The organism is Brenneria salicis ATCC 15712 = DSM 30166 (assembly GCF_003315515.1).
Taxonomy (GTDB): Bacteria; Pseudomonadota; Gammaproteobacteria; order Enterobacterales; family Enterobacteriaceae; genus Brenneria; species Brenneria salicis.
Genome location: NZ_QNRY01000014.1, coordinates 1 through 14,721, shown reverse-complemented (window position 1 = coordinate 14,721; position 14,721 = coordinate 1). Strand labels below are relative to the sequence as shown.

The following is a 14,721-nucleotide window of genomic DNA, read 5'->3' as shown; positions in this document are numbered from 1 at the left end:
CAGTTTCAACTGGAGCAAGAGACGATCAGATGCTTACCCCACGCTGGCGGCAACGCCGCCAGATCGTCCATCTCAGGCAGATCGTCATACGGTTGGCACAACGCCTGATGCAAACGCGCCAGTGCGCTGATATCGTCCTTTTCCGCCCGGTCGATGGCGTTCTGCGCCAGATAGTTGCGCAGAATATATTGCGGATTGGCCGCCTTCATGCGCTGTCGTCGCTCGGCGTCATCCTGTTCTTCCCGCATCAACCGTGTGCGATAGCGGCTGAACCAGTGGTCGAACGTCTGACGATCGATAAACTCATCACGCAAAGGCGAAAGCGCCGCATGCTTCTCACTTTCCGCCAATAAGCGGAAGGTGCGGGTATAGTCGCGCCGCTCCTGTTGCATCAAACGCAACAACCCGACCAGAATGTCGTTATCCTGACTGTCGGCGGTAAACAATCCCAGCTTAGCGCGCATCAGCGAACCATACTGTCGCATCAGCGCGGGTTCATAGCGCGCCAATGCCTTCTCCAGCGTATCGACGCTCATCAACCCAGACAGCGCCTGAGCCAGACGCTGAAGGTTCCACAGCCCGACGGCGGGCTGATTGTCGAAAGCATAACGTCCCTGATGATCAGAATGGTTGCAGATATAATCCGGCTGATAGTCATCCAGAAAACCATAGGGGCCGTAGTCTATCGTCAAACCCAGGATCGACATGTTGTCCGTATTCATGACGCCGTGCGCAAAACCGATCGTTTGCCAATGCGCTATCAGGCGAGCGGTTCGTTCGACGACATCGCCGAACCACAGGGCGTAACGCTGCTCATCATCCTTCCACGCAGGCCAATGACGGGCGATGACGTAATCCGCCAACTGGCGCACCTTTTCCGGTTCCCGGCGGTAGTAAAAATGTTCGAAATGGCCAAAACGCACATGACTTTCCGCCACGCGCAACAACATCGCGCCCGGTTCTTCCCGCTCACGCCGCACGAGTTGTTCACTGGTGACAACGGTCAGCGCGCGCGTCGTCGGGATGCCCAAATGGTGCATGGCTTCAGACGCCAGAAATTCGCGGATAACGGAGCGTAATACCGCGCGGCCATCGCCCATACGCGAATAAGGCGTCACTCCGGCGCCCTTGAGATGCCAGTCCAGCGTGCGGCCATCCGCCAGTTGTTGCTCACCAAGCAGAATGCCGCGCCCATCGCCTAACTGTCCGGCCCACATGCCGAACTGATGTCCGCTATAAACCTGAGCCAGCGGCGCCATCCCCGACAGCAGCGTTTCTCCGCTCCAGATAGCCTGCTTCTGCGGCGTAAACCAGGCCGGAGAGAGCCCCAGTTCATTGGCCAGCCCGGTGCTGTGATAAAGCAAACGGGCCCCCTGAAGCGGTGTGGGTTTTAGCGCGGTGTAAAATCCTGGCAACTGCTGAAAGTAATGATTAGCGAACTGTGGCATTTGCGACATATTTTTTCTCCTGTCATTGAAAGTGTAGAGTGCAGGCAGGAGAATTAACACGGAGAAAAATTAAGGGTATTCGCCATTCGCGTCTTACGTATAGCCAGCGGAGACGAATCAGGGCAGTTTGATCTGTTTTTTCAATTCATCAAAGTGAACCGCGGGCCATAACTCACCTTGTACGGCATCAATATTTAAACGTTTAATATTATGAAAATAGCAGGCGGTGTTGATGCCTTTGACAATAATCATTACGCCTTGATAATAGGACTTAATATTGCGCAATAAGGCTTCCATGATAAGCGTATTAGGGGAACGTGATAATAAATGCTCCACAAAATGTGGATCCATTTTTACACCGCTCAGCAATCCATCATGCAACGACTTCAGATTACTTTTTCCGCCGCCGAAGTTATCCAACCAGAGATTATATGTCTGACTCATCCTGACTAACACCGCGTTCTCTTTTCCTTGTGATAAACCGGGGAAATCCTCGTTGATCGCCAAGCGGACGAAGTCAAAGCGTCTCAGTAAATCACAAAATCCTGCGGATTGCATAAATAAATCTACTATTTCATAATCAGTTCGCAGCACTAAAAGAATACGATTATCACTAAACCAACCGGCTTTATCTTCAATAAATAAAATATATTCATGAATTAAATCATATCCTTGTTCTTTATTTATCAAAGTAAAAAGAATATCTGATGGCATACTCAAATCACCTGAAGAATCATTAAATCTACTTACCATTTCAACAGCAATAAGCCGACCGTCCAGGCTATATACCGGCCAGAAAACATAGTCACTGACATAATCGACTTCCAGATGAATAATCATAGAATATTGTCACGTAAGATGATCGTGATGTGCCGGTAATTTATTGATATCTATCATGACTTATCAAAATCAGCCAACAATAGAAACAGTGAATGGCGATAATCACGTTCCCGTGATTTAAAAAAGAAGAACCAATGAATAGCTCAACGATTAAACATATCGCTATTACGTTATAGAGTAAAAAAAGCGTCTTCTCCACTTTCTGATTAATGATTAACTTTATTATCAGCCCCGGAAAAAATAACCTGAGCAAAATCAGGCAAGCATAAAATCAGATACGGCGAGCCTGCCAGTACGCCCGTTTCCAATAAACATTATCCAGCGATGAACGAATAACGCCCTGACTGGTGGATGCATGGATAAATTGATCGTCTTTATCGTAAATACCCACATGCAATCCGCTGCCGCGGCTACCGGTTTTGAAAAAAACCAGATCGCCTGGCAACAGGCTGTCACGATCGACCCGCTCACCCAGTTCGGTCTGCGCTTCTGTGGTGCGTGGTAATTGCAGGCCAAACCGATCGCGGAACGTCCGGTAAACAAAACCAGAACAATCCACACCATTGCGATCCAAACCGCCATAACGATACGGCGTTCGATACCACTCACTGAGTTGATCGTTTAACTGCGCGATCACCATAATCGGATCACTCAGACGTGCGTTTGGCGGTGGGCCTTTATGACTGCTGCACCCCACCACGATCAGGCTTGCCAATATCAACAGATGTCTTAACCGTATCATGCTCGTTACCTGAAAAAAACGCCGCTGCCGATCATATCCGGCACGTGTTAGCTATCAGAATGATATACATGCTTAATTTAGCGTTGAACGGGGATAACTGGCAAGTAAAGACGATTGTTCCGATTTTGAGCATGCGGCAGATCATGCGCCGTGCGGGATAATCCAGTGACGACCATCGACAATGTAGCGCTGAAAACCCACGCCAAATACCGGCGATAACAATGCGGGCGCCATCACTTCCTCAGCCGTTCCCTGCGCAATAAGCCGTCCGGCGGCGAGCAACCAGACGCGATCGGCATGGTGAAGACTATGATTCAGATCGTGGGCGCAAAGAATAACCGTGATACCGGCCTGGCAAAGTTGTTGCAACAGTTCGTCCAGCGCCACCTGCTGGGCAACGTCCAGACTATTGGCCGGTTCATCCAGCAATAGCAAGCGGGCATGCGGATTCAGCGTCGGCCAAATCTGCAACAGCGCCGCGGTCAGCCGAACCCGCTGCCATTCGCCGCCGGAAAGCCGGGTTAACGGGCGGGCGAGTTTATCAATCAGCGCCAGCCGTTCCACAAGAAAATGCACCGCTTCCTCGACACGCGCTGCGCTGGCGGTTGGCGGTTGGTGCAGGCGCAAATACTGAAATACCGGCATCAGGGCCATTGGCGGTTGTTGTTGCGCCAGATAAGCGCGCTGAAGCGCCAAATCCTGAGCGGACAACCGCGAAAGCGGCAAACCGGACAGGTCAATCTCCCCTTCGCCCGCCAGCAATCCGGCCACTCGCGCCAGTAGCGTACTTTTGCCGGCGCCATTCGGCCCGATAATATGCAGCAATTCGCCCGCGGCGCATTCGGCATCAACCGCAGACAGGCGCGGCTGCGCGCCAACCTGTCTCAAGCGTAATAATGGCGCGTCTTCCCGTGCCAATTACTTTGCCAACGCTTCTTCTATGGCTTTGATGATGGTTGCATCATCAGGCGTCAGGTCAGGTGAGAAACGCTGAATAACCTGCCCCTGACGATTAATCAGGAATTTTTCAAAATTCCATAAAATATCTTCTGGATGAGCAGGTTTGCGGCCTTTATTAACCAGACGGGCATAAAAGCCTCTCAGCATCGAACCGGTTGCTTTGGGCTGTTCACGGATTAATAGCTGATACAACGAATGGCGGTTGGCGCCGTTGACTTCGATTTTACTGAACATAGGGAATTGTACGCCAAACGTACCGCGGCAAAACGCCTGAATCTCTTCGTCGCTGCCCGGCTCTTGCCCGGCAAATTCATTCGAGGGGAACCCCAGCACCACAAACCCCTGGTCGCGGTAGGTTTCGTAAATTTTTTCCAGTGCGTCATATTGCTTGGTCAAACCACATTGAGAAGCAACATTGACGATTAACGCGACCTTGCCCTGATAGACTTCAAGCGTGGTTTCTTCCCCGGTGATCGTTTTAAGCGCAATAGCATAGATTTCGTTACTCATCATCTTGACCCTTTTATCCTGTGATACATCAACGCCGCCCAGCCGTCAGGCTGTTCGGTACAATGGGCTAAAGTCTGTTGCGTAACAGCAACCAAATAAACCACGGCGACCCCAACGTAGCGGTAACCACCCCAATCGGCAACTCGGCGGAAACCAGCGCGATACGCGCCAGCGTATCCGCCAGCATCAATATCGCCCCGCCCGCCAGCGCGCAGCCGGTCAGCAGGTAACGATGATCAGTCAGACCACGCAGACGCAGCATATGCGGAATAATCAGGCCGACAAAGCCGATAACGCCCGCCAGCGCGACGCTCAACCCCACCAACGCGCCAATCATCAACACCAGAATATTGCGCAAACGATAGACGGAAACCCCTAACTGGCGCGCCTGAATTTCGCCTAATGCCAGCCAGTTGAGCACCGCCCCTTGTCGGCTCAGCCACGCCAGAAAAGGGAAAAGCGCCGCAATCAGCCAGCCATGACGCCAGTCGATGCCGCTGAAGCCGCCCATCATCCAGTACATCAGTTGGCGTAAATCCAGGCTGGTGCTGAAATAAACCGCCCAGGTCATGATGGCGCTACAGATAATGCCCAGCGCTATGCCAATCAATAACAAACGGGCATTAGAAATATGCAGACGCGCAAAGCGCAGCAACAGAAAGGTGATCAGTAATGCACCGACAATGGCGCTCAGGCTTAGCACCCAGACCGGCAACTGTCCCTGCCCAAACAATACCGTCAGCACCAGCGCAACCCCCGCGCCATTGGCGACGCCCAATAAGCCAGGCTCCGCCAGCGGATTATCGAATATCGCCTGCATCACCGCGCCCGCCATCGCCAGGCTCGCGCCAACCAGCATCACCGCCAGCGTTCTGGGCAAACGCAATTGCCAGATAAAAATCCGCTGCTCATCATCCAGCCAGGAAATCGGCCAGATCCAGCGATCCCCGGCACACAGACTGACTATCATGATCCCGATGGTCATAAACAACAGTATAACCAGCCGCCGGCGATCCTGAAGGCGCTGTTGTCGCGTTAATTGGCTATACCCCGGATTTAATGGCCGCATCATCCACCAGCAATAAAACAACCGCGCCGAATAACGAGACAGAGCTCGGTATGGCAAGGATTATCAGTAAATGATCTGTTAAGAAACATAATCTGTTATGAATCATGGTCTGCTATTGATCTTTCGGCGAACCATCAGATATCGGCTATGCTTAAAAAGTGCGAATAATACCTGTTTTCCACGTTGCGCGAGGGTAACGCTATGCTGACCATTTTTCGACAATTCATGACATGGGCCGCGCATTCACCATCGCAACCCCCGACGCAGGCAGAAAGGCATGGCTACTGCCGCGAGAGTGAATTCTGTTTCTTTAATCACTCCGCCACCCTGCCCTTCAATCAGGTTAATGAGTGCCATGACGACCATTTACGACACGACGAAAAATCGCTCGGCCAGACTACCCGGACGACTAAAACTTGATGCTGTTGCGCCGTGTCAGCCAGGCCCCGACGAACTCCGGCACCACCGTACTGGCCGGGCCGTAGATTTTTTCGTCAAACTGACTTTCCACCTGGCTCGGTTCAAGGTTCAGTTCCAGCGTATAGGCGCCGTGCGCATGGGCCTCATGCACAAAGCCCGCAGCGGGATAAACATGGCCGGATGTGCCGATGGCGATAAAGTAATCCGCCTGCGACAGCGCCTGATAAATTTTGTCCATGTCCAGCGGCATTTCGCCAAACCAAACGATATGCGGACGCAAAGGCGCGGGAAACTGACAGCAGTGGCAGCGCTCCTCCGCCGTAAGATCGCCGCTCCAGTCAACCACCTGCCCGCTCTGGCAACAGCGCACTTTCAGTAATTCACCGTGCATATGGATCACGCGCTGACTCCCGGCGCGTTCATGCAGGTTATCGATATTTTGCGTGATCAGCAGAAAGTTATCGCCCAACAGAGCTTCCAGATTAGCCAACGCCAGATGCGCCGCATTCGGCACAATTTCCGGTTGTTGTAGCTGGCGCCGACGCGCATTGTAAAATGCCTGCACCCGTTGCGGATCGCGCTTGAATCCTTCGGGTGTGGCGACGTCTTCGACCCGATGTTCTTCCCATAGGCCATCGGGCGCACGAAAAGTATGGATGCCTGATTCGGCGGAAATACCCGCCCCGGTCAACACCACAACGCGTGGTTTTTTCACTTCGCTCGCCGCCAGATAATCCCGGTGAAAAATACGTGCGCGCAGGCGCTGCTGACGCATCCGCTTCCCTTTGTGAAAACGTCCTAATCGTTGATGCGTGTGCATAAAAGCTCCTGCTAATTGTCCATTAAGTGTAACAACGCCGCGCCGCGAACGCCGCCGGCATCGCCATGTCGCGCTTTTTCTATTCGTGGCAGTTTGGCGATCGGCAACAGTCGGGCTGGCAGGCGGGCGGGTAATATCTGATAAATTTCGTCGAAATTTGATAACCCGCCCCCCAGCACCAGCAGGTTCGGATCGAAGATAGTCAATAAATTGCCCAAACAGACCGCCAGTAAATCCATGAAGCGATCGACAAACGCCAGAGCGTTCTCGTCGCCCGCGCGATAGTGCCTGATGATGGTGACGGCCGGCAACGACGCCTGATAGAAATGCGTATACAGCCATTCAAAGCCACGACCGGAAATATAGTTTTCCATACAACCGGACTGACCGCAGCCGCACTTCACACGTGGAATATTGACGCCAATGACATCCAGCGCATCCACCGGCAGCCGTAAATGCCCGAACTCGCCGGTGATGCCGTTGCGCCCGTCAATCGGACGCCCGTCGACCACCAGTCCACCACCTACGCCGGTGCCGAGGATCATCCCCAACACCACCGGGTAGGAACGGAATTCGGCATTCCAGGCTTCCGACAACACAAAACAATTGGCATCGTTGTTGATGCGAATGTCGCGCTGCAAGCGCGCGCTCAGGTCCGCACCCAGCGGACGCCCCATCGTGGCCGGCAAATTGGCGGTAAACAACTCGCCGTTGCCGCCCGTTTGCATGCCCGGCACGCCGATCCCGACATGACCCGCCATCCCGGTTTGCGCATCGGCTTCTCTGACCAGCGACTCCAGCGTATTCAGCAAATCATCATAATTGTTGCGCGGCGTAGTCACGCGCTTTTGCCATACTTTGTTGAGCTCGGCATCAAACACACCCAATTCGGTTTTTGTGCCGCCCATGTCAAGACCGTAATACATGACTGCCCCTTAAATGGATGATGGAATACCTGCTCAGCAATTCGGTCTGCCTAAGAATTTCCGGGCGCCATTTTCAGGCGGCGACAAGCGTGACGGACGGCTTAGCCCGTCATAAATCGTTACTGCCCGCTCAACACCCTGGCCGGATCGATCCGGCTGGCGCGCCGCGCCGGATACCAACTGGCAACCAGACTCAGCAACAGCGCCGTCACCAGTACGCTTACCACGTCCATCGTATGCAATTCCGATGGCAAAAAATCAATGAAATAGATATCGCCAGACAAGAATCGATGACCGATCAGCGACTCAATCGCGCTGATGATATTGGTAAGCTGCAATGTCGCCACCACGCCCACCGCTACGCCGCTGACACTTCCCAGCAAACCGGCCAGCAAGCCATACCAGACAAATATAGCGCGGATCAGCCCATCCGTAGCGCCCAGCGTGCGCAGCACCGCGATATCGCCGCTTTTATCCTTCACCGCCATCACCAGCGTAGAAACAATGTTAAAACAGGCCACGCCAATCACCAGCACCATCGCCAGATACATGATGGTTCGGATCATCTGGATATCACGATACATATAGCCGTAAGTGCCGATCCAACTACGAATGGAGACATAGGCATTCGTCACTTCGCCCACCTCGCGCACCAGTTTGTTGGCGGAGAACGCATCTTTGGACTTGATGGCGATCCCCGTGACGCTGTCACCCATATCCAGATAATGCTGCGCATCCGCCAGCGGAATCAACGCCAGACTGTGATCAAGCTGACCGCTCAATTGCAAAATACCGCTGACATGCAGACGGATGCGCCTGGGCTGCATCAGCTTCATCGCCGGATCGCTATTGGGGATCATCACCGTAACCCAATCGCCTTCCCGCACATTCAACGCTTGCGCCACCCCTTGACCGATGATCACCTGCTGCTCGCCGGCCTGAAAACGTTGCCAGGCGCCATTCAGCACAAACGACGGCAATGCGCTCAGGCGGTTCTCTTGCTGCGGATCAACCCCTTTCACCTGAATCGCACGCAGATTGGCGCCGTTTTCCAGCAAGCCGGTAAAATGGATATAAGGCGCCGCCGCCGCGACCCCCGGCACGTGTTCAATTTTGGGCAACAATGCCTGCCAGCCGTCGAAGGGCTGATTGACCGGTTCGATTTCACCATGCGGCACCACCGCCAGAATGCGGTTATTCAACTCGCGTTCAAAACCGTTCATGGCGCTCAGCCCGACGATCAACACCGCCACGCCCAGCGCGATCCCCACGGTCGAAATCACCGAAATCAATGAAACCATGCCCCCGCGCCGACGACCACGACTAAAACGCAGACCAATCAGCAGGGAAAGCGGAGGTAATGTCATTGCCTGGCTCCCATCAGCGTCAACGCCTGTTGCAACTGACCATCCCGCATTTCAAGCTGACGGCTCAGACGTCCCGCCAGTTGCAAATCATGCGTCACCACCAGAAACGCCGTCCCCTGACGAACATTCAACTCGCCCAGCAGTTCAAAGATAGTATCGGCGGTACGTTGGTCAAGGTTTCCGGTCGGCTCATCCGCCAGCACCAGCGACGGGCTGTTAACCAACGCTCTGGCGATGGCGACGCGCTGACGTTCCCCGCCGGACAATTCGGAAGAACGATGATGGCTGCGCGCGTCCAACCCCACCGCCGCCAGCATTTCCCGCGCTTTGTCCTGCGCCTGCGCCGTCGGAACATGACCAATCAGCAATGGCATCGCCACATTTTCCAGCGCGGTAAAATCCGGCAACAGGTGATGAAACTGATAAATGAAACCCAGTTCGCGGTTACGCAATTCGGATTTGGCGGCTGCCGACATTTTGCTCAGCGATTGGCCTTTGAAAATCACCTCGCCGGACGTTGGCGAGTCCAACCCGCCCAACAGGTGCAATAGCGTACTTTTACCGGAACCGGAACTGCCGACAATCGCCATCATTTCGCCGCCGCGCATCTCAAAAGAGACATTGCGCAGCACATCCGTTGATAATTTGCCTTCCTGATAGCGTTTGCACAGGTTATTGCACTGCAATAACAGTAAATCACTCATAACGTAATGCCTCAGCGGGGTGAACGGCGGCGGCGCGCCAGGACGGGTACAGCGTAGACAACAGGGCGATCAGCATGGCGCTCAACGCAATCGTGACGACCTGCATCGGATCTAGCGCCACGGGCAACGCCGCGCCGTCAAGCAATAATCCCAACATGGGCATCGGCGTGTTAAGTTGACTGGCCAATAATGCGCCCAATATCGCGCCCAGCAATGCCCCGACAATGCCGGCGCTCCCGCCCTGCACCATAAACACCGTCATTATCTGACGTTGGGTCAGCCCTTGCGTTTGCAGAATGGCGACCTCTCCTTGCTTTTCCATCACCAGCAAACCCAGTGAGGTAATAATATTGAACGCCGCCACCGCAATTATCAGACTCAACAACAAGCCCATCATATTCTTTTCCATACGGACGGCCTGAAAAAGTTCGCCTTTCCGTTCCCGCCAGTCTTTCCAGACGGCGCCTGTCGGCAGCGTCTGCGTACTCAACACATCCACCGCCAGCGGCTTATCCAGCCACAGACGCCAACCCGTAATGTTGCCCGCCGGATAACGCATCAGGCGTGAAGCATCCTGCTGATTAACCAGCAACTGGTAGCCGTCCACTTCGCTGTTGGCGGCAAATGTCCCCGCCACCGTGAAAATCCGCTGGCTTGGAATGCGGCCCATCGGCGTCAACTGGCTGGCGCTCGGCACCATCAGACGCAGTTGATCGCCGCGCTTGACGCCCAGTTGCGCAGCCAGTTGTTCACCGAGAATCGCCTGATATTCCCCTGGTTGCAGCACTTGCTGCTTCACGTTGACCAGATAGCGGACCAATGGCTCCCGCTCCCCTGGATTTATGCCCAGCATGACGCCGACGGATACGCTGCGGGCGCTTTGCAGCACCACCTCGCCGGTGGTTAACGGCGCAATTCTGCGCACGCCCTCAAGCGAGCTTAATGCTGAAGAAGGTATGGATTGAGGATTGAGCGATCCCGGTGGGGTAGTGATCAACGCCTGCGGCATCAGCCCCAGAATATTGTTCTCCAATTCGCGCTCAAACCCATTCATGACGGAAAGAACGGTAACCAGCGCCATCACGCCAAGGGTGATGCCAATTGCCGATAACCAGGAGACAAACCGCCCGAAGCGGTCTGATGCTCGCCCACGCATGTAGCGCAGGCCAATAAATAATGCGACAGGTTGATACATGAAATCCGTCTGGATAAGGTTGCCAAAGCAAAGTGTTCAAGGATAATAAAGGGTAGTACCGCTTTATGGAACCCTAACACCCCCACTCTCCGGCTTTTTCTTAGCGGATGTCGGGGTCGAGACCTGATAATCAGATTATGCCTGAAAAATATCGTTATACGTTGCCGATCAAAGCGGGTGAGCAACGCCTGCTCGGTCAGCTAACTGGCGCGGCTTGTGCCGTCGAATGCGCCGAGATCATTGACCGCCATAACGGACTGGTGGTTCTTATCACCCCGGATATGCAAAATGCGCTGCGCTTACGCGATGAAATACAACAATTCACTCAGCAAAGCGTAACAACCTTAGCCGATTGGGAAACGCTGCCTTACGATAGTTTCTCCCCCCATCAGGAAATCATTTCCAACCGACTCTCGACCTTGTACCAGCTTCCGCACATGACGCGCGGCATCCTGGTTCTGCCGGTCAATACGCTGATGCAGCGCGTGTGTCCTCATGCGTTTCTGCACGGGCATGCGCTGATGCTGAACAAAGGCCAGCGTTTATCACGCGATAAACTGCGTACCCAGTTGGAACAGGCGGGTTACCGCAGCGTCGATCAGGTGATGGAGCACGGCGAATACGCCACCCGTGGCGCACTGCTGGATCTCTTTCCGATGGGAAGTGAAGAACCCTATCGCATTGATTTTTTTGACGATGAAATCGACAGTCTGCGTCTGTTCGATGTGGATACGCAGCGCACGTTAAATGAAGTGCCGCAAATCAAGCTATTGCCTGCTCACGAGTTTCCCACCGATAAAGCCGCGATTGAATGCTTCCGCAGTCAGTGGCGCGAACAGTTTGAAGTACGCCGTGACGCCGAACATATTTACCAACAGGTCAGCAAAAACATCTGGCCTGCCGGTATTGAATACTGGCAACCCTTGTTTTTCAGTCAACCATTACCGGCATTGTTCAGTTACTTCCCGGAAAATGCGCTGCTCGTCAACAACGGAGATATTCAGCAGAGCGCGGAACGCTTCTGGCAGGATATCGGCCAGCGCTTTGAAAGCCGACAAGTTGATCCGATGCGGCCGCTGCTTGCGCCTGAGACGCTGTGGTTGCAGGTTGATAAACTGTTTTCCGAGTTAAAAAACTGGCCGCGCATCCAACTGCGAACCGATACCCTGCCGGAAAAAGCGGCCCACGTAAACCTTGGCTACCTGCCGTTGCCGGATCTGGCGATTCAGCACCAGCAAAAAGCCCCGCTGGATACGTTGCGTCGTTTTATCGAACAATTTTTTCATGAGCAACATGACGGACAAGTGATTTTTTCCGTTGAGAGTGAAGGCCGACGGGAAACCCTGCAGGATTTGCTGGCGCGCATCAAGCTCAGCCCCACGCCGATTGCCAGCCTCAGTCAGGCGCCGCGCCACGCCACCAGTCTGATCATTGGCGCCAGTGAACATGGCTTTATCGATACCCCGCGCCAGCGAGCATTGATCTGCGAAAGCGATCTGCTGGGCGAACGGGTAAGCCGCCGGCGTCAGGATAACCGGCGAACCATCAATACCGATACCTTAATTCGCAACCTGGCGGAGCTTCGCCCCGGTCAACCGGTCGTGCACCTTGAACACGGGGTTGGTCGCTATGCCGGAATGACGACGCTGGAAGCTGGCGGCATTAAAGCCGAATACCTGATTCTGACCTACGCCGGGGAAGATAAGCTGTATGTTCCGGTATCCTCGTTACACCTCATCAGTCGCTACGCAGGCGGGGCTGACGAGAGCGCCCCGCTGCATAAACTCGGCGGCGACGCCTGGTCGCGCGCACGGCAGAAAGCGGCGGAAAAAGTGCGGGATGTCGCCGCCGAACTGCTGAATATTTATGCGCAACGCGCCGCCAAAAGCGGTTTTGCCTTCAGACATGATAAAACGCAATATCAGCTTTTCTGCGAAAGCTTCCCCTTCGAAACCACGCCGGATCAGGCGCAGGCCATCAACGCCGTGTTAAGCGATATGTGTCAACCGCTGGCGATGGATCGTCTGGTGTGCGGCGATGTAGGCTTTGGCAAAACCGAAGTGGCGATGCGCGCCGCTTTTCTGGCGGTGGAAAATCATAAACAGGTGGCTGTTCTGGTGCCCACCACCCTGTTGGCGCAACAACATTACGATAACTTCCGCGATCGCTTTGCCAACTGGCCGGTAAAGATCGAAATGATTTCCCGCTTCCGCAGCGCACGCGAGCAAACGCAGATTCTGGAAGAAACGCGGCAGGGTAAAGTTGATATCCTGATAGGCACGCATAAGTTATTGCAGAGCGACGTCAACTGGCGCGATCTCGGCCTGCTGATTGTGGATGAGGAGCACCGTTTCGGCGTGCGCCATAAAGAACGCATCAAAGCGATGCGGGCCAACGTGGATATTCTGACGCTCACCGCCACCCCGATCCCGCGGACGCTGAACATGGCCATGAGCGGTATGCGCGATCTGTCTATTATCGCCACGCCGCCGGCGCGCCGTCTGGCGGTGAAAACCTTTGTGCGCGAATACGATAATCTGGTGGTTCGTGAAGCCATCCTGCGTGAAGTGCTGCGCGGCGGTCAGGTCTATTATCTCTATAACGATGTAGAAAATATCGACAAGGCCGCCCAGCAGCTGGCGGAACTGGTGCCGGAAGCACGCATCGCAATCGGCCACGGTCAGATGCGCGAACGCGATCTGGAACGGGTAATGAATGACTTCCACCACCAGCGTTTCAACGTGCTGGTGTGTACCACCATCATCGAAACCGGGATTGATATTCCCAGCGCCAATACCATTATCATCGAACGCGCCGATCACTTCGGGCTGGCGCAGTTGCATCAGTTGCGTGGCCGCGTCGGACGTTCACATCATCAGGCTTACGCATACCTGTTGACGCCCAACCCCAAGGCCATGAGCACCGATGCGCATAAACGCCTGGAAGCGATCGCCTCGCTGGAAGACCTGGGCGCCGGCTTTGCGCTCGCGACGCACGATCTGGAAATTCGCGGCGCCGGGGAGTTGCTGGGTGAAGATCAGAGTGGACAAATGACCAGTGTCGGCTTCTCGTTATATATGGAGTTGCTGGAAAGCGCCGTTGATGCACTGAAAGCCGGACGCGAACCCTCGCTGGAAGATCTGATCAGCAGCCAGACCGATGTTGAACTGCGTTTACCGGCCCTGTTGCCTGAGGATTTCATTCCCGACGTCAACACCCGGTTGTCCTTTTACAAGCGCATTGCCAGTGCAAAAACGGCGGCGGAACTGGACGAACTCAAAGTCGAGCTTATCGATCGTTTCGGCATGCTGCCGGATGCCGCACGCCAACTATTGCTGGTTGCGGCGCTGCGTCAGCAGGCCCAATCACTGGGCATCAAACGCATTGAAGGCAACGAAAAAGGCGGTTTTATCGAGTTCAGCGAAAAGAATCGCGTGGACCCGACCCATCTGATCAGCTTGTTGCAACGCGATCCAGGAACCTATCGGTTGGATGGCCCAACGCGCCTGAAGTTTATTAAAGACCTCAGCGCCCGTCCGCAGCGTATTGAATTTATCGGATCGCTATTGAACAACATGGCGCAACATACGTTGGCGGCCTAAATAACTGCGCCTAATAGTAGATCACTGAAGGGAACTCAATCCGGTTTGAGCGATCTGATCAATCGCCAAATCAAAACAAATCACCAACCGGACTGAGTTATGCCGATCATAGCATTCA

At 54.2% G+C, this 14,721-nt stretch carries 12 protein-coding genes; 1 reads left to right on the top strand and 11 read right to left on the bottom strand.

What is annotated here, in order from left to right; all coding sequences use genetic code 11:
- Nucleotides 1-5: 5 nt before the first annotated feature.
- The 11 genes from DES54_RS08160 to lolC all read right to left on the bottom strand — a co-directional run bounded on the left by DES54_RS08160 (nucleotide 6) and on the right by lolC (nucleotide 11,001).
- The gene (locus tag DES54_RS08160) at nucleotides 6-1,448 is read right to left on the bottom strand and encodes a protein adenylyltransferase SelO (protein WP_113866406.1); all 1,443 of its coding nucleotides are present in this window, start codon (nucleotides 1,446-1,448) and stop codon (nucleotides 6-8) included.
- A 117-nt stretch (nucleotides 1,449-1,565) separates the two neighbouring features.
- Entirely contained in the window at nucleotides 1,566-2,288 is a 723-nt protein-coding gene (locus DES54_RS08155) for an EAL domain-containing protein (protein ID WP_113866296.1), read from the bottom strand.
- Between the two features lie 271 nt (nucleotides 2,289-2,559).
- The gene (locus DES54_RS08150) at nucleotides 2,560-3,030 is read right to left on the bottom strand and encodes an NlpC/P60 family protein (protein ID WP_113866294.1); all 471 of its coding nucleotides are present in this window, start codon (nucleotides 3,028-3,030) and stop codon (nucleotides 2,560-2,562) included.
- Nucleotides 3,031-3,171: 141 nt separating this feature from the next.
- Nucleotides 3,172-3,948, bottom strand: a complete 777-nt coding sequence (gene btuD, locus DES54_RS08145) for a vitamin B12 ABC transporter ATP-binding protein BtuD (protein ID WP_113866292.1) — start codon at nucleotides 3,946-3,948, stop codon at nucleotides 3,172-3,174.
- A complete protein-coding gene (locus DES54_RS08140) occupies nucleotides 3,949-4,500 on the bottom strand; it encodes a glutathione peroxidase (RefSeq protein ID WP_113866290.1) in 552 nt (183 codons plus the stop codon). It lies immediately after the preceding gene.
- Between the two features lie 67 nt (nucleotides 4,501-4,567).
- A complete protein-coding gene (gene btuC, locus DES54_RS08135) occupies nucleotides 4,568-5,569 on the bottom strand; it encodes a vitamin B12 ABC transporter permease BtuC (protein WP_113866288.1) in 1,002 nt (333 codons plus the stop codon).
- Between the two features lie 409 nt (nucleotides 5,570-5,978).
- Nucleotides 5,979-6,809 carry a Sir2 family NAD+-dependent deacetylase gene (cobB, locus tag DES54_RS08130; protein ID WP_113866286.1) on the bottom strand — a complete coding sequence of 277 codons (831 nt, stop codon included), beginning with the start codon at nucleotides 6,807-6,809 and terminating at the stop codon, nucleotides 5,979-5,981.
- Nucleotides 6,810-6,820: 11 nt separating this feature from the next.
- Entirely contained in the window at nucleotides 6,821-7,735 is a 915-nt protein-coding gene (gene nagK, locus DES54_RS08125) for an N-acetylglucosamine kinase (protein ID WP_113866284.1), read from the bottom strand.
- 119 nt (nucleotides 7,736-7,854) lie between these two features.
- The gene (lolE, locus tag DES54_RS08120) at nucleotides 7,855-9,102 is read right to left on the bottom strand and encodes a lipoprotein-releasing ABC transporter permease subunit LolE (protein WP_113866282.1); all 1,248 of its coding nucleotides are present in this window, start codon (nucleotides 9,100-9,102) and stop codon (nucleotides 7,855-7,857) included.
- The gene (gene lolD / locus DES54_RS08115; RefSeq protein WP_113866280.1) at nucleotides 9,099-9,806 is read right to left on the bottom strand and encodes a lipoprotein-releasing ABC transporter ATP-binding protein LolD; all 708 of its coding nucleotides are present in this window, start codon (nucleotides 9,804-9,806) and stop codon (nucleotides 9,099-9,101) included. The genes lolE and lolD overlap by 4 nt, the downstream gene beginning before the upstream one ends.
- Nucleotides 9,799-11,001: a lipoprotein-releasing ABC transporter permease subunit LolC gene (lolC, locus tag DES54_RS08110; RefSeq protein ID WP_113866278.1), complete on the bottom strand. Its 1,203-nt coding sequence runs from the start codon at nucleotides 10,999-11,001 to the stop codon at nucleotides 9,799-9,801. Before lolC ends, lolD begins: the two co-directional genes overlap by 8 nt.
- Before the next feature lie 137 nt (nucleotides 11,002-11,138).
- Between lolC and mfd the strand changes: the two genes are divergently transcribed.
- Nucleotides 11,139-14,603: a transcription-repair coupling factor gene (gene mfd / locus DES54_RS08105; RefSeq protein ID WP_113866276.1), complete on the top strand. Its 3,465-nt coding sequence runs from the start codon at nucleotides 11,139-11,141 to the stop codon at nucleotides 14,601-14,603.
- Nucleotides 14,604-14,721: the final 118 nt, after the last annotated feature.